The organism is Flavilitoribacter nigricans DSM 23189 = NBRC 102662, from assembly GCF_002646595.1.
GTDB classification, from domain to species: Bacteria; Bacteroidota; Bacteroidia; order Chitinophagales; family Saprospiraceae; genus Flavilitoribacter; species Flavilitoribacter nigricans.
Map to the genome: position 1 here is coordinate 197652 of NZ_PDUD01000025.1, position 21384 is coordinate 219035.

A 21384-nucleotide genomic window follows, 5' to 3' on the forward strand; every position below is an offset into this window, starting at 1 on the left:
TTGGATTTGGCTGTCCGCACCCCGGACACCGGAGGCATCAACGGAAGGCTACAGCTCGTCTTGGTTTTGTTTGTACGTATCGGAAGGAGGTTAAAGAGCCGGGAAAGCGTTAGCCTTCCCGGGCTCTGAAGCCTGCTGTGGCTTACGAAGCAATTAATCTCCACCGGGCATCGGCAGATAAAATTTTACCGGATGATCCCCGAAGCCCGCTGGATCGTTGATCAATACCCTGGATTTTCCGCCAGGTTCGGATTATCTGCGATCCGGCCCAGCCCCAGTGCGTAGTAATAATTTCTTTCCGGATGGGTTCTTACCCGGCCCCGGTCACCATCGGCGATCTCGGCGTAATACATGCCGGTATCGTAGTCGTAATCCCAGTGGAAGCGGTGTTTCACTTTTTGATCCAGTTCTTCCACCGCGATCCGCCATCTCCGCAGATCCCAGAAGACGTGGTCTTCAAAAGCCAGTTCAACCCGGCGTTCCTGCCGGATACGCTCCTCGGTGATATCCATGATCGGGGGCATACCGGCCCGGTCCCGGATCTCATCGTTCAGGATCGTAGCCATATCTCCGTTGGGGTCACCCAGGTAGAAAGCCGCTTCAATGTAGTTGAGCATGATCTCTCCCAGACGGAATTCGTACAGATCGGTGCTGGAGCCCAAACCGGTATCTGCCAGGTTCTCGTCCAGGCGTTTGCGGATCTGTAAACTGGTAACGGCAGCGTTGCGATTCCGGGCGGCTCCCGCCCCGGGCCAGTCATCGGAACCGGGAATAATGAAGCCGGTGGCTGTAGAGTATTTGCGCTCTCCGTTCGCGTCGGTGTAATAGGTGCCGCGGTGGTAATAAGCTCTGGTGCCGCGCCAGGGCATCCCCGGATAGGAAATAGATGCCCGCATTCTCGGGTCCCGTTGGCCGAAGAACCAATCGGGATCGATGGGCGTTTCTCCGTCGTATATCGAACGGTCTACCATCCCGGAACTACCGTCTACAAAATCAAACAGCTCCAGTTTTTCCAGATAGACGGGGAAATTGGAATTCCAGCCGAAACCGAAACCATCCGGGTGGGCGAAATTGTCCCAGCGGTGTTGTTTACCGGTCTCCACATCGTAGATCTCCGCGAAGATCACTTCCGGGTTATCGGTATCGTCAACAAACAGATCGGTGAAATTCTGGACCGGATCTTCTTTTTCCCGGTACAGGGAGAATGGGCCTTCTTCAATAATCGTCCGGGAAGCGTCCAGCGATTGCTGGTAATAGCCGGTGGCGTCGGAAGCGGGAAAGCCAAGCAGGCCATTCAGTTGTTCCGTGCCGAACTGCGCAATACTCGCGGCGTACAACATTGCCCGGCTTTTTAGGGAAAGAGCCGTCCACCGGTCAACCCGGCCGTTCAGGTCGGCCTGATCCGGGAGAATAGCCGCGATCTCGTCCATTTCCGAACCGATGAAATCGTAAACTTCTTTTTCAGAATTCCGGGCTACGAATAATTCGGCTTCCGAAGCGTCGATCGGCAGGGCCCGGGTCACAATGGGTACCCCACCGTAGCGTTTAGCCATTTCGAAGTAAGCGAAGGCCCGGATAAAGCGAGCTTCCGCAACGCGCACGTTCACATAGTCCCGGTCCAGCGTTGCGGATTGCGGCAATTTTTCAATAAACACATTGCACTGACGGATGTGATTGTACGGCCAGTAGGAAAGGATCCCCGCACCGTTCTCATCGAATACCGGACCAACTACCTGACCGAAGGGCCCCTGCCAGGGCGCAAAGTTGCGGCTCTCACCGCCGAAAGCATTGATCAGGTTGATGTTCAGGTTGCTTTGCCCACCTTCCTCAAAAAAGTTGGCATCGGCGTACAATTCCGCCAGATAGGCATTGGCGAGGGATGCATCCTCGAAGACCAGGTCTTCCGAAATTATGGTACTGGGCTCGAGATCGAAAGCATTCTCACAAGCGGTACTCCACACCAGGAAGCACAGCAAGATGAATTTTATATTTTTCATTAGTTATTTTTTTGATCAATAGTCGTGGTTCACGATAGGTCAAGACTATTCAGCTGCTTAAAAAGTAATTCTCAGTCCACCGGTGAAATTCCGGGTAATAGGAATATTCCTGGATGGATTGCCCGCCGTGGCTTCCTCGGGGTCGAAGGAGTTTTTGAAAATGCCTAGGCTGGAAACGGTGAACAGGTTCAGACCCGCCGCGTATAACTGCACATTACTGATCCCTACCCGGGAAGTAACACCCGTCGGCAGATTGTAGTAAATGTTCACATTCTTCAGCCGCAGGTAGGTCACGTCCCGGCGGAAGATGTCATTATTCCGGCTGTTATTAGCGCCCGGAGAGGTCGTGGCTGCGGGGAGGGCCGCGTTGGGATTGATGTTGACCGTCGGATCATTGGGATCCGGCTGCCAGCGCAGGTCCCGGTGGTAGACCAGCGGCGTGGAGAAGTTGCTGAACATGGTCTGCGCGTTCCCACTGATGCGGATACTGAAGCGGGAAGCTCCCTGCAACAGTGTACTGATACCGAAATTCTTATAGGTGAACCCTAAGCTGAGGCCGTAGACCAGTTCGGGATTACCGTCGGCAAATGCGATCACTTCCTGGTCGCGGAAATCGATCACACCGTCGCCATTCTGGTCGATGTATTTGATATCACCCGGGCGAAGCGTTGAGTTACCGGCCTGGTCCTGATCGATCGGGTGGCCGTCAATTTCTTCCTGACTCATAAAAATACCGTCGGTAGCGTAGCCGAAATTGCGGTTGACCCACTGACCGGAACGGCCGTTGATACGGAGCTGATCCGGATCGTCAAAATCTTCCTGATCGAATACATCTCCCCATTTGGCACGGGCGAAGGTGAAGTTGGGCGAAATGGTAAGTCGCGCTTCCCCGATCCTTTGCTGGTAAGCGACCATCATCTCGATACCGCGGTTGTTGCGGGAGTTGAGGTTCACCAGCGGCAGGTTGGCACCGAAGGTACTGGGGATATCCCGCAGGTTCTGTCCAAGCAGGCCTTCGCGATTCCGGTAAAATACATCGGCTTCTACCCGCAACCGGCCTTCGAGGAAAGACGCCTCCAATCCGAAATTGTAAAGCGTGATCTCCTCCCAGGTGAGAGCCGGATTGGCTAGCCCCAGGGTACTGATCCTCGGCTGACTGGCATTGTTCCCCAGGATGTAAATACCACCCTGCTGGTAACCGGTAAGGTAATCGAAACCATTCAAACCGTTGGCCGAATCGTCTCCGAGTTGTGAATAGGAAGCACGCACTTTCAGGTTGTCAAACAGGTTGGACCCGGCCATGAAAGGCTCGCGGGAAATGACCCAACCGGCAGAGAAGCTCGGGAAATATCCCCAACGGGTCTGCGGCGCAAATAGTACGTTGCCGTCGGCCCGGAAAGCTGCTTCAAAAAGATAACGGTTCTTAAAGGAGTAATTCAAACGTCCGACCACACTCTTACGACCGATATCGGCAAAGGAGCCACCATTAGCAAACTGAAAGTCCTGCGAGCCGGTGAACAACTCGGGAATAGCCGTGGTCAAAAGATCGTTCCGCTGGGCGGATACACTACTTTCCTTCCGGGTGATCTGCTCGGCCAGGGCCAGGAATTTGAAGTCGTGATCGCCAAAGTTCCGGTTGTATTCCAGCGCAATCAATGGATAGATCTGCTGTCTTCTGAACTGGTAGTCAGAGACCGTACTCACGGCTCCGCTGGTACCCTGACTGATGTAGGCTCCGGATGAAGGCTCATAGTCAAATACTTCAAACGGTTTTCTGAACGTCTTAATGGATTGCTGGAGCAATTCGGTGTTGATCTCCGTTCTCAGTCTCATCCCTTCAATGAACGGGATTTTGTAGGACAGTCCCAATTTGCCACGGAAGGTATCATCCCTTCTGTCCCGGAAACCGACGATATCGCGAGTAGAGAGGGCAATCGGCTGTCTTTGCAGAAAACCCGACCACGCCAGAAAATCCGGATCCGGTAATTCGGTCGGCTCGGTCGACTGGGCGGTCCCTAATTCGTTAAAGATGGTGTTGACGTCTCCTGCGGCCCGGTCCCGGTTATCAACCCGGTAGGAAAGGTCGATCTGAAAGCTCAGGTTCTCATTGACGCTAACATCAATATTTGACCGGGCGTTAAACCGGTTGTAATCGTAGTCTCTACTGCGGAAATAGCTTTCCTGCTGGGTATAGCCCACGGAGGTGAAATATCGGACGTGATCCGATCCGCCGGAGGCTTTGAGACTATGCTGTTGCATGGGTGCAAAGTTGTCGATCAGTGCATTTCGCCAGTCGCCTCCCTCGTATCCTGGGGCACCGACGCGATAATTCTCCACATCTTCCGCGGTAAAAGTAGCATCGGCATCACCGGTATCCAGTAGATCCGCTTCCCGCATCAATTGGGCCAGATCGGCCGCTCCGACCGGTTCGAGGAAAGAAGTGGCTTCCTGCACGGTAAAACTTCCGTCGTAGGATAGCTGAGGAGGTCCGGCTTTACCACGTTTGGTCGTCACCAGGATCACCCCGTTACCGGCCCGGGATCCGTAGACTGCGGCCGAAGCATCCTTGAGAACGGAAATACTTTCAATATCGTTCGGGTCAATACGGTCCAGTCCGCCACTGACCTGTACTCCGTCCACGAGCACCAGCGGTTCGCCGGCGAAACCCCGGATCCGGATGGTGGTGGCATCACTTCCCGGAAGGCCGGAAGACTGGTTGGTGATCACGCCGGGAAAACGACCGGTCAGCAGACCGGAGGTACTGGCCACCGGTACGGCCGTTAATTCTTCGGTGCCGATGGTGGCTACCGAGCCGGTAAGGTTGATTTTCTTTTCGGTACCGTATCCGATCACCACTACTTCGTCCAGCACGGCGCCTTCAACCATCGTGACGTTGATCACACTTTGGTTATTTACCGCTAGTTGCTGAGCTTGATAACCGGTATAGCTGATGGCCAGTTGAGCATCAGCTCCAACCTGCAGCGAGTAGTTGCCGTCCAGGTCCGTGACGGTACCGTTGGAGGTGCCGACCTCCAATACGTTTACTCCGATCAGGGGCGTGCCGGCTTCGTCACTCACCTGCCCGGTCACCCGTTGTTGCGCGAAGGCGGCGGAAGTGAGCAACAGCCCGACCAGCAGCAGCAGGTGTTTTAAGTTGTTAAATTGCTTCATAATCCAGAACTTTTGATTGTGTAAAATGATGTCCTTGCTTCATTTCATAAGCGATGAAACAAGTTGGGTTCCAAAATTTAATTTTGATCCTAGGGTAAAATTGCGAATAAAAAGGAGGGGAGGGCGGTGAGAAAGAGGTCAAATGGGCGGGGTAAATGGTTCAGAACCGCTTTTTTGCCCCGTTTCCCGCAATAAGTGAAGCAATCTCGCAAGGCAATAGCCCAGCCGGGGTAGACCGAGGCCTACCCCTGACAAAGCGTGGATATAGTGGGTTTATTCCTCGTTCGGAGCGGTCGACATCAGTTCCTGGCCGGCATATTCGGAAGGGTTCTTACCGAATTGTTTCCGGAAACATTTCCGAAAATATTTCAGATCGTTGAACCCGACCTGGTAGCTGATCTCGGAAATATTATACTGGGTGTTCCGGAGCAACTGGGCCGCCCGGCGCAACCGGATCGACCGAATGAAGGCATTGATGGAAACATCGGTCGTCGACTTTATCCGGCGGTACAGACTGGACGGGCTCATCGCCATGGCCTGGGCCAGAAAATCTTTTCCGAGGTCCTCATTGGTCAGGTTGTCTTCTACGACCTGGATGGCTTTTTTCAGGAATTGCTCATCTTCGGAAGTGATCTCGATATCGGAGGGTTGCAGGGTCACCTTCCGGCTGAAATATTCCCGGAGCCGCAGTCGTGCGTCCAGCATGGCGGCAACCTGGGCCCGTAGTACGGTTGGTTGAAAGGGTTTGGTGACGTAAGCATCGGCTCCCGAATGGAAACCTTCCACTTTAAAGACATTGGAGGTACGGGCCGTCAGCAGGATCACCGGAATGAAGGAAGTCCGTTCGTCCTCTTTTATCTGTTTGCAAAAGTTAATGCCATCCATTTCGGGCATCATCACGTCACTGATGATCAGATCCGGAGCATCATCCCGGGCCATTTGCAGGCCTATTTTACCATTTTCGGCTTCCAGTACCTGATAGTGATCACAAAAGATAGAACGGATGAAATCGCGGATCCGGGCATTGTCCTCTACCAATAGCAGGGTAGCCGGGGCGTGCACTTTTCCATTGGGTGGAGGGAGTAGCTGCTCTTCCTGAACTTGCGGTTCTGCAACTTCTTTTTCCGGAGGATAGTGACTCTGATCCTCAGAATTTTTAAAGTGCGGTAGGATCTGATCCGGACTCAGGTGGTGCGATCCGATCGGCAGGTACAGCGTAAATTCACTTCCCCGCTCCGGCTCGGCGCGTACCTCTACCTTGCCCTGGTGCAATTGCATAATGCTTTCCACGAGCGACAATCCAATGCCCGTTCCGATCATCTTGGCGGAATCGGCATTGGCGATCTGATAGAAGCGGTTGAATATTTTTTCCACAAGGTCCGGCGACATACCGATCCCATTGTCTTTGATGCTGATCTCGCAACAGCCATCCGGAAAGGCCGAAGTTCCGACGATCCTCTCACAGGTACTCCGGCGGATACTCATAGTGATCTGTTTTCCGGCAGGCGTAAATTTAAACGCATTGGAAAGCAAATTGCAGAGAACGATCTCCATTTTATCGCGGTCAAAGTACAAATGCAGGGCTTCGGGTTGGGCCTCAAAACGGAAATCGATAGATTTTTTATCTGCCATCGGTTGGAAAGAAAGGAAGACTTCCTGGGCAAATGCCACAAAATTGCCGGGAGCTGCCTTAAGTTCCATATTGCCGCTTTCGGCTTTGCGGAAATCCAGTAACTGATTGACCAAGGCCAGCAGGCGTTGGGTATGGTGATGGATATTCACCAGGTAACTTTTGGATTTTCCCTGCAGGGAATCCTGCTCCAGCAATTCCTCTACCGGCCCGGTGATCAGGGTCAGCGGCGTGCGGAGTTCGTGGGTGATATTGGTGAAAAAACGGGTTTTCAGTTCGGCGACTTCAGCATCTTTATTGCGTTCGAGTCTTTCGAGTTCCAGCTTGCGCTTCAATTGATTCTGACGGTTGGTCACCTTGTGATAAAGGCCGAAAATGCCGATAATGACCAGGCCGTACAGTACGTAGGCCTGCCAGGTGGCCCAGAACGGCGGAAGCACCCGGATCTGCAAACGGGCTACCTGCCCGGGCCAGTACTGGTTGTTATTTGCGGCGTTGACTTCGAAAGTATACGTGCCCGGCTGGAGGTTGGTGTAGGTGACATTGCGCTGCCGACCGACATCATTCCAATCTTCTTCCAGGCCAAGCAGCCGGTAGCGATAAGTGTTTTTATGCGGCATCCGAAAATTGAGGGCCGTGAATTCCAGTGTGAAGACATTTTCCCGGTGGGAAAGGGTGATCTTTTCGGTTTCCTGGAGCGATCTTTCGAGGATTACCCGCTCGTTGAACGACTCGCCCACCCCGACATTGCGGTTGAATATTTTGAGGCCGGTAATAAATACGGGAGGGGGAACGGGATTATTGATGATGGAATCCGGGTGGAAATAATTGAGACCGTAGATACCCCCGAAAAACAGTTGTCCGCTTTCCGATCGGTGCACGGCTCCCTCGGAAAAAGAATTGCCCTGGAGACCGTCATTGACATCGTAGTTGTAAAAAACCTCTTCGTCCGGATTGAATTTGGAGATCCCTTTATTGGTACTGATCCAGAGATTGCCGTGATCATCCTCCAGAATACCGTGAATGTAATTGTTGGGCAAGCCGTTCTGTTCCTGAAAGGACCAGAAAACCCAGTCGTTCTGGGTGGGAATGGCCAGGTTGAGCCCGTTGGGCGTACCGATCCAGAGCCGCCCCCGGCGGTCCTCGTACAGGCAGATAATGATGTTGCTGCTGAGGGATTGCATATCTCCCGGTATCTTGGTGAAGACCCGGAATTGATCCTGCTCCGGCAGGTAGAGGTGCAAACCGGAATAGGTGCCGACCCATAGCTGTTCATCGCGATCCTCGAGCATCGCACTGACCCGCCGACTTTGCAGCGCACCGTCCTTCTTTTCGTTCCGATAGTGGCGGAATTCCGGTTGTTCGCCCGGTAGAATTCGGTTCAGGCCGGTTTGTTGGGTGCCGACCCACAGTGAACCGTCGGCCGTTTCCGCCAGGCTGCTGATCTTTCTGCCGTGGATCGATTGCCCCTGCGTGCTGAACGCTCTTTCCAGACGGTAACCGTTGTCATCTTCCCGGATCTGGTAGAGGCCGTGGTGGGTACCCGCCCATAAGCGTCCGTCCCGACTTTCAAAGAGGGTTTTGCCACCGAGAATCCGGTTGCCAAAAGCGAGTTCCGGATCGGATTCCTGAAAGGCTACCGCTTTGAAATTGCGTCCGTCATCGGAATAGGATAAAAAACCATTGCCCTTGGTGCCGACCCAAAGGGTGCCCTTGCGGTCTTCGAGTATGCTCCAGATCGGATTGGCGGACGGGAAGTTTTCGTTGGTCCCTCCTTTGATCAATCCGAAACGGTTCCGGTTGTTATTGACCTTGCACAACCCACCGCCATTGGTGCCGATCCAGATAATGCCGGAACGGTCCTGAAAAATACAAAGGATCTCACTGTACAGTTTTTTAGCGTGCTGGTAGGGGCCGGTGGCCAGTTCCTGCCGGGTAAACTGGGTCGTTTCGGGATCAAACAGATACAGGCCTCCACCCCAGGTGCCGGTCCAGATGCGGTTGTGTTCATCCTGGAAAAGGGCGTAGGCGATATTCGCCCGCTGCCCGATCCGGTCCTTCCGGGGATTTTTATACTGGTGAAACTGTTGGGTGGCAATATCGAAGCGGACGAGCCCGGCCTGCCAGGTACCGATCCAGATACACTTCCGTGCGGGGTCTTCGATGATTGTTTCGTAATCCCCCATATTACCGCGCTGAATGAAATGGTTCAGCTGCCGACCGAACTGATCAAACAGGTACAGCCCACGGTTACTGGCGATCCACATTTGTCCTTCCTCATCCCGCAGGATATCGCTGACCTGGGTATTGGGGAGTCGCAACGTAAAACTATCGGTTTGTGGATCGTAAATATTGAGTCCGTTGTACCAGGTGCCGAACCAGATGTTGCCGTTATCGCTCTCCGCGATGGAGATCACCCGGTTGTCACTGATGGTGTTGCTATCCCGGCTTTCGGTGTGGAAATGAGTAAAACGGGAATTCTGGGGATTGTAACAACTGATGCCTCCGGATTTGGTGCCGATCCAGATCTTGCCCTGACGGTCTTCAAATAAGGATTCGATGGAGTTGTTGATCAGGCTGTTGGGGTTGCCGGTCTCGTTTTTGAAGATCTCAAACTCGTATCCGTTATAGCGGTTCAGACCGCCGCGGGTGCCGATCCAGAGGAATCCGTGCTGGTCCTCGATGATGCAGGTCACTTCTCCCTGGGAAAGCCCGTTATCCGAAGTGAAATAGGAAATGTCGGAAAAGTTGTCCAGAGACTGAGCGGTAAGGACCGTCAGGGCCAACTGGATGCAGGCACATAAAAGTAGTGGGCGTAAATGCTTCATAAACTGTTTGGCAATCGCAAATTTGCTCGCTTCAATTTTACGTCAGTATAAATCGCAAATGACCAGGCCGAAAGAACAGCGAGGCTGCTGATCAACTCTGGTGCTGTGTTTGTTCTACAGGGATTTAGTGCGGGAGGAATGTAGAGTGTGTTTGGGAATTATTAATCGGTCTGCAAACGTCACTTTTTCGTTTATACTTCAGCTATTTTTCAGTCCGTACCTTCCAGGTATGCACTTCAAAATGAGCTTCGTCTAAACAAAAAATTGATTGTTTTCGCCACAAAGAAAAAATCCCAAACACACTCTAAAGAAGATAAGAACCGTCTGAATTGGTGATTTCACCCTCTAAATTGATCTATTACCCCCGCATTTTCCCGGGGGGCGGCGCTTATCTTGGAACTGTAAAATTGTTTCATTCAGGCCCTTCGGTCCCTTTGCCCGGTCTTTTACCAGCCATTCCGGAAATGGCCGAAAAATAAAAGCCTGGAGCAGGTTCCGGACGGTCCGGATCATTCCAAAAGACTGGAATGGATCGTAACTATTAACTGAAATTACGAAAATATTTTGGATTATGACCAGAAAGCTACTTTCGATCTTCCTTCCTCTGATCTTCCTTTTACCGATAAGCGCTGCGTCGCAGGAAGACCGGGCGCCGAATGTCATTATCATTCTTACAGATGACCAGGGATACGGGGATGTCGGATTCAACGGCTGTACGGATATCCCAACTCCCAACATCGACCGGATCGCCCGCCGGGGCGTCCGTTTCACCAACGGATACGTATCCTATGCCGTCTGCGGACCGAGCCGGGCCGGACTGATCACCGGCCGGTATCAGGATCGCTTCGGCTTTGGTCGCAATCCCATTCTGGCCCCGCAGGATCCGAATATGGGCCTGCCCCTCACGGAAGAAACCCTGGCAACAGCGCTGGACCGGGCCGGGTACCACAGTATGGTGATCGGGAAATGGCACCTGGGCGCCCACGAAAGTCTGCATCCGCTGAAAAGGGGCTTCGATGAGTTTTACGGTTTTCTCAGTGGGGGGCATCGGTACTTTCCGGAAGAATGGACCTTACGGGACCTCACGGAGATCCAGGCGCAGTTCGACGGCTACCGCACCAAGCTGATGCGAAATTACGACCGGGTGGAAGAATCGGCCTACCTGACAGACGCTCTCTCCCGGGAAGCGGTGGAGTTCGTCGGGCGCAATCCGGACCAACCGTTTTTCCTGTACCTCGCCTATAATGCACCGCACGGACCGCTGCAGGCTACCGAAAAGTACCTTTCGCGTTTCGCGCATATTCAGAATGAAAAAAGACGCACTTACGCGGCTATGGTCAGTGCGGTAGATGATGGGGTTGGCCGGCTGCTGGACCGTCTGGAAATGCTCGGCCTGGAAGATGATACCATCGTTTTTTTCCTGTCGGATAATGGTGGGCCGGAAAATGTAAACGGTTCGGACAACGGTCCCCTGAGAGGAAAAAAAGGAGATCTGCTGGAAGGTGGCATCCGGGTGCCGTTTGCCGTACAGTGGACGGGGCATATCCCCTCCGGTGTAGTTTACGAAAAACCGGTCATTTCTCTGGACATTTTTGCTACGGCTGTATCCCAGGCGAATGCTCCGCTCCGGGAAGACCATCCGATCGACGGTGTGGATCTGGTCCCCTTTCTGCAGCCCGGGAATGATGCGTTCCCGCACGATCAGTTGTACTGGCGGAAATTCGATGGAAAAAGCAATGCCCTGGTGGATCGCAGCGGATACAAGTATCTGGTGGAAGGGAAGGATACCAAGCCCGCCCTGTACGATCTGCACCAGGATATCGGCGAAAAGGACAACCTGGCCCGAAAGCAAAAGAAAAAAAGAAAATCACTGAAAAAGCAGTACGAAGCGTGGTCGGCCGAATTGATCGATCCGATCTTTATGGGATTATCGCAACGGAAAGCCTACTACCAGCAAATGGGCCTGGTACGGCCGGGAGAATAAGTTGCGGAAGTACACCGCTACCGAACGGAAAGATAAAAAGCGTCGCCCACTCGGCAGGAAATGGTAATTCCCCGCAGACCGGGCAACGACTTCATGCAGTTTTCCGAGATGTACAGGACAAAACCAGACAACTTTGCGAAAGGAGCCGGATCCGATCGGGAAAACTCCCGCTTATAAAAGATCCCAGCCTATTCGCAGGGTACAGATGCCCCGCTCCCGGAGAGCGGCCGTTTTGTCCTGTACAACCGGCAGTTTGCTTATACGATCAACGCAGGATCACCAACCGTTTATACAGGCGGGTGCCTCCCTGCTGCAGCCATAAGGTATAACTACCCCGCGCTAATTGCCGGGTATTCACCGATAGCCGGTTCTCACCGAGGTTTCCGCGGTACGTGCGTCCCCAGACAACTTCCCCGCGCAGGTCCACGATCTGCAGTTTGATCTCTTCCGTTTCCAGGGCATCAAAGCTGACGACGGTTTCTCCGGAAGCCGGATTCGGATAAACGTGCAGACTGATCAGCGATGGATGCGACGGCTTATTGACCGGGCCAGAGGGTTTGTCGATCTCCAGTTCGCTATCCGGATCCAGCGAGCTTTCGGCGAGCGCATTGCTGCAACCGTCAAAGAACTCATTGATGCCGGCGGCGGCATCGGTCAACCGGCCGGCTAATCCGTTATTACTATCCAGAGCGCCGCTGAGATACGCATTGGCGTAAGCCAGCAGGTCACCTACCGTAAGGACATCGTCGGGCAGGTTGGCGGGAATTCCCGGAGCACAGGCACCGCCCAGTGCAAGTCCGGCGAGGTTAGCGCCGTTTTTCTCCATACTGTACCAGATATTGAGCTGGAGCGCAATGACCTGAGTTGCCAGATTATTGCGGAGGCGACCGTTCCGGCTGATATCCGGAGCTCTGTAAGGTGCACAGTCACCCGCTTCTTCGGCAGTAGCGTCCCCTTCCGGGAGGATGCCGGGCTGGCCGCCACCGGGCAGCAGATCCACTACGCACTGCGGATCGGTGATGGTCAGTGAATTGCCCGCCTCGGGGTCACCGATCACTATCGGGCCGTTGATCTCCAACAAGGCACCGATGATCTCGAGGGTAGAGGCCTTGCCGTCTGCGTCGTTCCAGGGATATTTTCCGCCGGAATTGCCCCAGCCACCCTGGGTCAGGGAGCAGAATTCGCAACTGCCGGAATAGGTCACTTCACAGCTTGTACAATTTCCACAATCATCGCAGACCTCAAAAACAAAAGTCCGGCTGAAGGATCCGGCTACGCATTCGCCGCTTCCGGTCTCTTCCAAAAAGGTAATGCTTACCGCTTCGGCACATTCATCCGCGTATATATCCTGCATCAGCGCGGTCACTTCTTCTACCGTCGGCAGGTCTGTATCGCAGGAGATACCGTCACTTCCGAGCGGACAGATGCCGCTGGGTGGTGTCGTATCACTGTAAGTAATGGTCTGATTGCAACTGGAACTGTTGCCGCAATCGTCGGTGGCGGTGTAGGTACGGACGATGGTCCCTGCACACTCATCGCCCACGATCGAGCTGGCGGTCACTTCCGGGGTGAGTGCCGTGCTGCAATTGTCGGAAACCAGTCCACCACTGAAATCACCCGCCGGTACACTGGCCAGACAGTCTACGGCCGCGGCTTCCGGACAGCTGATCTCCGGCGGAGTGCTATCGGAGATCGTGATGGTCTGTTCGCAGGTACTGGTATTGCCGCAACCGTCGGAGCAACTCCAGATCCGGCTAATTATGGTCGTACAGGCATCCACTTCGGTCACCGTATCGGTATAAGTCGGGGCACCTCCTTCGTTACAGCTATCGCTACAGCTGGCCGTACCGGTATCCGCCGGGTCGGTCGATGCACCGCATTCCAGATCAACATCCGGTGGACAGATCATCTCCGGTCCGGTCGTATCCACGATGGTAATGATCTGGGAACAGGCATTGGTATTTCCGCAGGCATCGGCACACGTCCAGGTGCGGATGATCACGACGGCGCAGGGATCACTGTCATCAACGGAATCGCTATAAGTCGCCGCGCCGCCTACGTTACAATTATCGCTGCAGGTTGCCATGCCGGTATTTTCCGGATCGGTCGATTCGCCGCATTCGATCGTCAGGCTGGGGGGGCAGGTGATCTGGGGCGAACCGGTATCCACGATGGTAATGATCTGTTCGCAGGTGCTGGTATTGCCACAGGCATCTGTGCAACTCCAGGTACGGGTGATCACTACCGCACAGGGGTTACTATCGTCTACGATATCCGTAAAAGTGGGACCCGACCCCTCATTGCAACTATCGCTACAACTCGCCATGCCGGTATTTCCCGGATCGGTCGGAGTGCCGCACTGGATCGTGATATCCGCCGGACAGTCAATCGCCGGCGGGGTCGTATCGGTAATGGTAATGATCTGGTCACAGGTACTGGTATTGCCGCAGGCATCCGCACACGTCCAGGTACGGGTGATCACCACGGCGCAGGGATCGCTATCGTCTACACTATCCGTGAAGGAAGGACCAGTGCCATCGTTGCAATTATCGGAGCAGCTGGCCATACCGTTATCCGCCGGATCGGTCGATGCACCGCATTCGATCGTAATATCGTCCGGGCAGGTAAGTTCGGGCGCAATATCGTCCAGGATGGTAACGGTCTGGACACACATGGCGCTATTCCCGCACTCATCGTTAGCGGTAAAAGTGCGGGTCAGACTGCCGCTACAGGCATTTCCCGTGAGTTGGCTTTCTACACAATCGACCATCACCGTGCTGCAATTATCCGAATAGGTCAGTTGACTGGGATCGCAAGCGGTAAGATCATCCAGACAGGTAATTGTTTCGTCGGCCGGACAGGTGATCATCGGTGGGGTTGCATCGTAGGCGATCCGGAAGGTCTGCACACAGGTGGTCGAAAGCGGATCCACTCCTCCGGGAATACATTCATTAGTTGCCCGGTAGGTCCGTTCTACGTAGGCTAGGCAATTTTCTTCGTCGACGAGGATCTCGCTGTCGCCGACCCACTCTATGGTGACGAGACAATCATCGATCGGGTTATCCAGGCTTACCGCTTCGGTATCCGGATCGGGCAGTGCAGGGAAAGCACTGATATCCTGAATACAGCCTTCGAAAAGCTGATTGGCGGGGCAGGTGATCTCCGGTGCTTCGGTGCAGAAACATTCGGGTAACTCCACCGCCCAGGGGATCGTCTGTGCTCCTCCCTGCAGGTTGGAACAGGTACAGTTGGTTCCGGTACCCGCGGTGATCTGGATGTTGGCAAATTCACCGAGGCTGGCCTGGATGTTGCCCGTCGGATTGGCCGTCAGATCACAATCCAGCAGGACGTCCACCCGGAGGATGACCACTTCGCCCGGATCGAGGCCGGTAATTTCAAACGTACCATTTAACTCACATTTCCCATTTGGCGTCACCAGTGGAGGCCCGTCGACGATATCACTGGAGATCAGGCTCAGCATCTCGTCGCCGTCCCGGTTGGAACCGGGATCGTTATTGGTATTGAGCTGAAAGGAAACGATCTCACTGACCCCGATACCGCCCTGACCGGTAGTATTACATAACCACTGGAGCGGTAAACTAACCACATAATCCTCACAGGCAGCAGCGGGATTGACCTGAAGCTGGACCAGGAAAGGCACCGTATCGAAACAGGCATAATCCTTCGGTTCCAGGGATTCCAACACATAAGCATTGCTCCCGTCACCGAAGTAGACGTCCGTATCGGCCGGGTTGTTTGCGGTGAAATCAATACTGGCAATGGCCGAGCACTGGGCCTGTAACTGGATCTGAATTCCGAAAAAGGCGAGGGCCAGGCACAGGATAAAACCCGCACGCCCCGGTTGTGCACTTTTCGGAAAAGGAAAGAAGTAAGAAGTAGGATGCATAATTTGTTGCGATTAGATGAAACAAATATCCGTTCTTGACCACGGCTACTTCCAGGTTAATTCCCACAGAAGAATGGGCACTAAACGGCTTAGTGTAAATGGAAATGTGTAGTCTTGATAGAATGATGTTCGGTATCTAACAGCTGAAGCAGTTGAAAAATGCTTCCATATCGACGGCCTGAAGAGCCGGGAAAACCAGTTTGGTGTGTCTCATAGTGGATACTAATCAGTTTGCGTATACGGATTAGCTCAGAAGAAGAGGGGGATAGGGAAAGTCTATTTATTGTACCCTTAAATATATGTTTTTTATGTTGAATATTGGAAGTAAGCGCCAATAAATTCAAAACGTATTCCCCGTTTTTTTATCCGCATCGCTATGGACTACCGTCAGGAAGTATTGACTTTCATCCGGTCGGCAGAGCGCTAAAAACAAAGCGAAGTTTGTACTTTTGCGAAAAACTAAAAGACTTTTATTACACTTATGAAGAACACTACACTTATACTGCTACTGCTATTATGGATGGTCCGGGTCGGAGCCCAGGCACCGGCCGATCTCGCTGAGCAACTGGATGCACTGGTGCGGGCTTACGAAATGACCTTTAACTTCTCCGGAACGGTAAAGGTTGTCCTGGACGAAGATGCGGTTTTTGAAAAAAGCTACGGTCTGGCCGATCGGAGTTTCAATGTTCCGAATACGCCGGAGGTCCGGAATTCCATCAACTCCATTTCCAAGACATTTACGGCTGCGGCTATCCTGATGCTGGTGGAGGAAGGCAAGATCGACTTACAGGAAACGGTGGCTACCTATCTGCCCATTCTGCGGTCTTCTTGGAAAGATCAGGTTACTATTCACCAGTTGCTCACGCATACTTCCGGGCTGCCCCGGGAAGCCGGTATTCAGGCTTTTGGGGAACAGTCACTGGAAGAGCAGGCTTTGCTGGTTGATCAGCTGGGCGTACTGTTCCTTCCCGGAGAGCGATATGAGTATTCCAATGCGGGAATGATCCTGCTGGGGGCCATCCTGAAAAAAGTATCCGGTAAAAGCTACGCCGAGTTCATTGAGGAGCGGATCATCGAACCGCTGGGACTGGAAAATACCGGCGTTTATCAGGGGCGGCGCGTAGTGGAGCGGCAGGCCGTACCGTACCACTTCACCAGTAACGGGCTGGAATTTACGCAGCGTTCGAAGCATTTCGGGGAAAATGCCGGTGGCGGTCTATATTCCACCGTGTCCGATCTCTATCGCTATGTTCTGGCACTGGAGCAGCATAAATTATTATCGGAAGCTTCCACCCGTTTGCTCTTTACGCCCCACGTAGAGAGCGGAGAAGGGGAGGCCGAGGGCTACGCCTGGAGTATCAAACAGTTCGGCGATGAAAAGATCCATTTCGCAGCCGGTAGTGGTTACGGTACCAAAAGCGTGATCATCCGTTCTCCCGAGAACCGAAGCTTCATCGGTATAACTTCCAACTGGGGAAATACACCCATCCTAAATCTACTGCGGGACGTGTTTCTGCTGACGAAAGGCCAGGCGGTAACTCCACCGTCGGAGAATGATCTGGCGCGTCCGGCGGAGTTCGGCCGGTATGCCGGTGTTTACAAATTTGAGCGGGAGTTTCTCTACAAGCATCTGGGGATCGATCGCGATCGCATCACACTCCAGGCCTTTGAGAACAAGATGTTCCTGGACGAGGAATTACTGTCCAAAAAAGGAGCGGGGCGACTGGGGCTGAGCTATACGGATGAATTACAGATCTCTTTTAACGGGGACGAAATGCAGATCAATATCAACGGAAATCTGCTTACCGGAACAAAAATTACCCCCTAGCACCTAAATCAGCTACTTATGACTGGGAAAAAAATATTGGGGATTGCCATTATCCTTGGCCTTATTGTTCTGCTGTGGAAGTTGGTCAGCTGGGTATTTCCCCGCATCATTGCCCTGACCACCAATGTGGTCTATCTGGTTTTATTCCTGGTGCTGTTGGTGGCGGTGGTCTACGGGATCATCCGACTTTTGAAATGGTGTTTTAGTTAGGCCGGCATTTACTGACCGCAATCTGGTTTGGCTGTCCCAGACCAGGTTGCGGTGGTTAAAGCGGCGGGGATCGGATGGGATCAGTGCGTTGAATTTCCCGGCAGTATATACTGACCGAAGCGTTTTGGGAAAATCCCAAGCCACTTTGCGTCGCGTATAGTTGAAATTATGAACCAATTGTAGTTTCTTGGGAACTGGAGCTGGGCATTAATTTATCGATCCGAACTACAGAACGCATATGAACCTAAAGCCTGAGACTCCTACGCCATTTCCCGCCTTACTCATTTTCAACGCAATTGTTTTTAGCATCGCGGGATATTATTTCGCAACCGGCCTGCCCGTCTGGCTCATGGCCCTGATCGGCGGAGCGATCGGCCTGTTGCTGACGACTGCCCTGTACTACCTGTTCCGCTTACTGGGTTGGGCCGCAGATCAGGTCCCGCTGCGGGCCGCCGCTGCGGTCATGGGAGCCCTGCTCAGTCTGGTGCTGTTGAAAGCTTTCGCCTTTCGCTGGCCGGATGAGCTGTTCTATCCGGTGATGCTACTCGGCGTATTTTTTTCCGTTGTCATTTATTACGCCTTGCTTCGGCTAAGTCAGCAACGCACGGCGATATGGGCCTGGGCCGGTATCGTACTCGCGCTCATATTGCTGGTTGCGGGCCTGCAATGGTTAGGCAACGAAGGGGCCGATCCTTTTGCGGATGATCTTCCCCCACCGTTTGAAAAAAGCAGTCTGCCTACCCTGGCGGATCAGGGCCTGGACAATCCGGCGGCACGCGGTGATTTCGCGGTCCAGGAATTCACTTACGGTAGCGGAACCGATGAGCAACGGGAAGTTTTTCGGGAAGACATTCGCTTCAGGACCCCAACGGTTGATGCGAGTCTGTTGCTGCCCGACTGGAAAGGCAAAAAGAAGAAATGGCGGGAAAAGTACTGGGGATTTGGCGTATCCGATTTTCCGCTCAACGGGCGGGTTCATCTACCGGAGGGTAACGGACCTTTTCCCCTGGTCCTGATGGTGCACGGCAACCACAGTATGATCGACTATTCGGATGGCGGCTACGCTTATCTGGGTGATCTGCTGGCAAGTCGGGGTTTTATCGCCGTTTCGGTGGACGAAAACTTCATCAATGGCCACTGGTCCGGTGATTTTCGCGGTAAAGAAATGCCTACCCGGGCCTGGCTTCTACTCAAACATCTGGAACAGTGGGCGCAATGGAACGGAGCAGCCGGCCACGAACTGGCGGGAAAAGTCGATCTGGAGAATATCCTGCTGATCGGTCATTCGCGGGGCGGAGAAGCGGTATCCATCGCAGCGGCCTTTAACCGGCTGAGCCATTTTCCGGATGATGCCCGGGAGCTTTTTGATTTTAATTTCAATATCAAAGGAGTGGTCGCCCTGGCACCGACCGATTATCGTTATCACCGGCAAATATCCCTGGAGAATATCAATTTCCTGAGCCTGCAGGGTGCTTACGATGCGGACGAAACGAGCTTTTGGGGCATGCGGGCCTATCGCCGGCTGCAATTCACGGACAACCAGCCCTGGTTTAAGGCCGGAGTTTATCTGCACCGGGCCAATCACGGCCAGTTTAATTCCAGCTGGGGACGCTCGGATTTTGGTGGGCCGTTCAGCTGGTTATTGAACCGGGGCGCTCTGGTGCCGGGTGAAGCCCAAAGAGAGGCGGCAAAGGTCTTTATCAGTGCATTTGCGGAAGCCGCACTAAAGGGGAACCGGGAGTATCTTCCATTGTTCAGAAATGTAGCGGTGGGCAGAGATTGGCTACCGGAGAATTATTACCTCACGCATTTTGCGGACACCGCTAGCCGAACGCTGGTGGATTTTGAAGACGATCTGGATCTCCGCACCGCCGGCCGGGAAGCCACCATTCATACCGAAAATCTCAAGATCTGGCAGGAAGAGGAACTGAAGACCCGGGACGGTGGTAGTCAGGAAAATAATGTGGCCATCGTCGGTTGGGATTACGGCGAGCAGGTACCGGCGGATTCGCTGGCCATGTTTGAGATCGTTTTCTCCGATACCACCCTGTCACTTATCGATTCGGTCGGAAGTCTCCGGCTGGTGCTGGCCGCCGGTAAACATCAGGAACTGGATCAGCTGACCAAACCGGCTAAAAAGCGGGATGAACCGGTACTCGATCTCCGGATCGTGCTCATCGACCGGCAGGGGCGATCAGCATCCACGCTGCTCAGTGCCACCAAAGCGCTGGCGCCGCGACTCAAAAGTCGCTTTACCAAACTGGCCGGACTGGACAAAGACCTGGTAGGAGAGGAGTGGGAAGTGCAACCCGAGACTTTTTTCCTGCCCATGGAGGCCTTCCAACCGGAAGGAGCACCGCCGAACCTATCCGAATTGCAGCGGATCCGTCTCGTTTTCGACCAATCGGCCTACGGGCTGATCGTGATCGATGACATTGGATTTCAGCCTTAGCTCGACTTTAGCATTTTATGTTGCGTCGGGTTAAATAGAATAGGAAAACGGATATTCCAGATCAATACATGGCCAGGGCTACGCCCTTCGATGTAAAACCCGTTACTGATCTACAAGTATTATCGCAGCTACGCCGCTTACATGGATAAGGGAATCGCCCTGGAGATAAAATGGGGTTTCACCACCCAGTGAGACGGCGAATTCAAAGAGCGATTTTAAGACATCAGGTTGACGATAGTGCGTTTTAAAATTAGATTAGAGATTTGCGAGGGCGCTGAATCCTATCATTGAGAATGCTAAAGTCGAGTTTAGACCGGCAACTTTGCCGCACCGGAACCGTAAATGTTGCGTACATTTGTTCGAAATGCAAACAGCCAGGCAAGATGAAATCTTCTGATTACGTACAATCGCTGGAAAAAGGCTTAAATATCCTGCGGGTGTTTGACCGGGAGCATCCCCGGCTTACCCTCTCGGAAGTGGCGGAACTCACCGGACTTACCCGCGCCAGCGCCCGAAGATTCCTGCTGACCTTTGCGCATCTGAACTACATGGATTTCGATGGGAAATATTTCAGTCTAAATTCGAAAATACTGGACCTGGGTTACAATTACCTGTCGACCCTTTCCCTGCCGGAAGTGGCCGCACCGGTGATGAAGAACTTATCGCAGGAGGTGAATGAGTCCTGTTCTATTTCAGTGCTGGAAGGCACGGATATTCAGTACATCGCCCGGGAACAGACCAGCCGTATCATGACCATCACTTTGGGTATCGGTACACGTTTGCCGGCCCATATCACCTCCATGGGACGTATATTGCTGGCTTCCCTGCCACCGGAAGAACTGTCGGCCCGTCTGGCTAAATTTGAATACGGATCACTCACGGAACACACCATCCATACGCGGGAAGCTTTGGAGGCTGAATTGCATAAAGTAAAACGGCAGGGGTGGTGCCTGGTGGATCAGGAACTGGAGTCGGGCCTGCGATCCATTGCCGCGCCTATTCGCGGGAAAGAGCTGCGGGTGATAGCAGCCATGAATATTAGTGCCCATGCTTCCCGGGTTACCCGCAACAGACTGATCGAAATACATTTGCCGCAATTACTGCGGGCCGCTGCTGCTATCAGCGATGCGCTCCAGAAACAATAAGCTTACACTTTTCTTTCATTTGTAACAACTATCCCTTCGCTTTGGTAAGCATTCCCATATGATCCGCCAACGGGCTCGCAACGGACCTCATTTTTAATTCCGGACAAAGGGCCATCCCGCCGAGGAGAACATTCTCGGATCTAAGAAGGTTCTACTGGTAAAATTATATATCAATAACAGGCATCCATCAGCCCCTCTTGTAGTTTACCGGCAAGAGGGGCTGACGGATTCC

General features: G+C 53.2%; 9 protein-coding genes. 5 read left to right on the top strand and 4 right to left on the bottom strand.

Features of this window, described 5'->3' with window-relative positions; translation table 11 throughout:
• Positions 1 to 221: 221 nt before the first annotated feature.
• The 3 genes from CRP01_RS21315 to CRP01_RS21325 form a co-directional block, all read right to left on the bottom strand.
• Positions 222 to 1997, bottom strand: a complete 1776-nt coding sequence (locus CRP01_RS21315) for a RagB/SusD family nutrient uptake outer membrane protein (protein ID WP_099152127.1) — start codon at positions 1995 to 1997, stop codon at positions 222 to 224.
• A gap of 57 nt (positions 1998 to 2054) precedes the next feature.
• Positions 2055 to 5168: a SusC/RagA family TonB-linked outer membrane protein gene (locus CRP01_RS21320; protein ID WP_099152128.1), complete on the bottom strand. Its 3114-nt coding sequence runs from the start codon at positions 5166 to 5168 to the stop codon at positions 2055 to 2057.
• A 273-nt stretch (positions 5169 to 5441) separates the two neighbouring features.
• Positions 5442 to 9626, bottom strand: coding sequence for a hybrid sensor histidine kinase/response regulator transcription factor (locus CRP01_RS21325; protein ID WP_099152129.1), 4185 nt, complete (start codon positions 9624 to 9626; stop codon positions 5442 to 5444).
• Positions 9627 to 10197: 571 nt separating this feature from the next.
• Here CRP01_RS21325 and CRP01_RS21330 point away from each other — a divergent pair.
• Complete coding sequence (locus CRP01_RS21330; protein WP_099152130.1) at positions 10198 to 11610, top strand: sulfatase-like hydrolase/transferase; 1413 nt, start codon at positions 10198 to 10200, stop codon at positions 11608 to 11610.
• Positions 11611 to 11875: 265 nt separating this feature from the next.
• On the opposite strand, the gene CRP01_RS21335 is transcribed toward CRP01_RS21330, so the two are convergent.
• Positions 11876 to 15517, bottom strand: a complete 3642-nt coding sequence (locus tag CRP01_RS21335; protein WP_099152131.1) for a T9SS type A sorting domain-containing protein — start codon at positions 15515 to 15517, stop codon at positions 11876 to 11878.
• 481 nt (positions 15518 to 15998) lie between these two features.
• Between CRP01_RS21335 and CRP01_RS21340 the strand changes: the two genes are divergently transcribed.
• The 4 genes from CRP01_RS21340 to CRP01_RS21355 all read left to right on the top strand — a co-directional run bounded on the left by CRP01_RS21340 (position 15999) and on the right by CRP01_RS21355 (position 21152).
• Positions 15999 to 17345: a serine hydrolase domain-containing protein gene (locus tag CRP01_RS21340; RefSeq protein ID WP_099152132.1), complete on the top strand. Its 1347-nt coding sequence runs from the start codon at positions 15999 to 16001 to the stop codon at positions 17343 to 17345.
• 18 nt (positions 17346 to 17363) lie between these two features.
• On the top strand, positions 17364 to 17555 hold the full coding sequence (locus tag CRP01_RS21345) for a hypothetical protein (RefSeq protein WP_099152133.1): 192 nt from the start codon (positions 17364 to 17366) through the stop codon (positions 17553 to 17555).
• Positions 17556 to 17793: 238 nt separating this feature from the next.
• On the top strand, positions 17794 to 20007 hold the full coding sequence (locus CRP01_RS21350; RefSeq protein ID WP_099152134.1) for an alpha/beta hydrolase: 2214 nt from the start codon (positions 17794 to 17796) through the stop codon (positions 20005 to 20007).
• A 383-nt stretch (positions 20008 to 20390) separates the two neighbouring features.
• Positions 20391 to 21152: an IclR family transcriptional regulator domain-containing protein gene (locus CRP01_RS21355; RefSeq protein ID WP_099152135.1), complete on the top strand. Its 762-nt coding sequence runs from the start codon at positions 20391 to 20393 to the stop codon at positions 21150 to 21152.
• Positions 21153 to 21384 lie beyond the last annotated feature (232 nt).

What these genes read in the sequence shown, in the direction of transcription:
- CRP01_RS21335 (WP_099152131.1), bottom strand. Translation starts at nt 15,517, where the DNA reads ATGCATCCTACTTCTTACTTCTTTCCTTTTCCGAAAAGTGCACAACCG.
- CRP01_RS21325 (WP_099152129.1), bottom strand. Translation starts at nt 9,626, where the DNA reads ATGAAGCATTTACGCCCACTACTTTTATGTGCCTGCATCCAGTTGGCC.
- CRP01_RS21350 (WP_099152134.1), top strand. Translation starts at nt 17,794, where the DNA reads ATGAACCTAAAGCCTGAGACTCCTACGCCATTTCCCGCCTTACTCATT.
- CRP01_RS21345 (WP_099152133.1), top strand. Translation starts at nt 17,364, where the DNA reads ATGACTGGGAAAAAAATATTGGGGATTGCCATTATCCTTGGCCTTATT.
- CRP01_RS21330 (WP_099152130.1), top strand. Translation starts at nt 10,198, where the DNA reads ATGACCAGAAAGCTACTTTCGATCTTCCTTCCTCTGATCTTCCTTTTA.
- CRP01_RS21340 (WP_099152132.1), top strand. Translation starts at nt 15,999, where the DNA reads ATGAAGAACACTACACTTATACTGCTACTGCTATTATGGATGGTCCGG.
- CRP01_RS21355 (WP_099152135.1), top strand. Translation starts at nt 20,391, where the DNA reads ATGAAATCTTCTGATTACGTACAATCGCTGGAAAAAGGCTTAAATATC.
- CRP01_RS21320 (WP_099152128.1), bottom strand. Translation starts at nt 5,168, where the DNA reads ATGAAGCAATTTAACAACTTAAAACACCTGCTGCTGCTGGTCGGGCTG.
- CRP01_RS21315 (WP_099152127.1), bottom strand. Translation starts at nt 1,997, where the DNA reads ATGAAAAATATAAAATTCATCTTGCTGTGCTTCCTGGTGTGGAGTACC.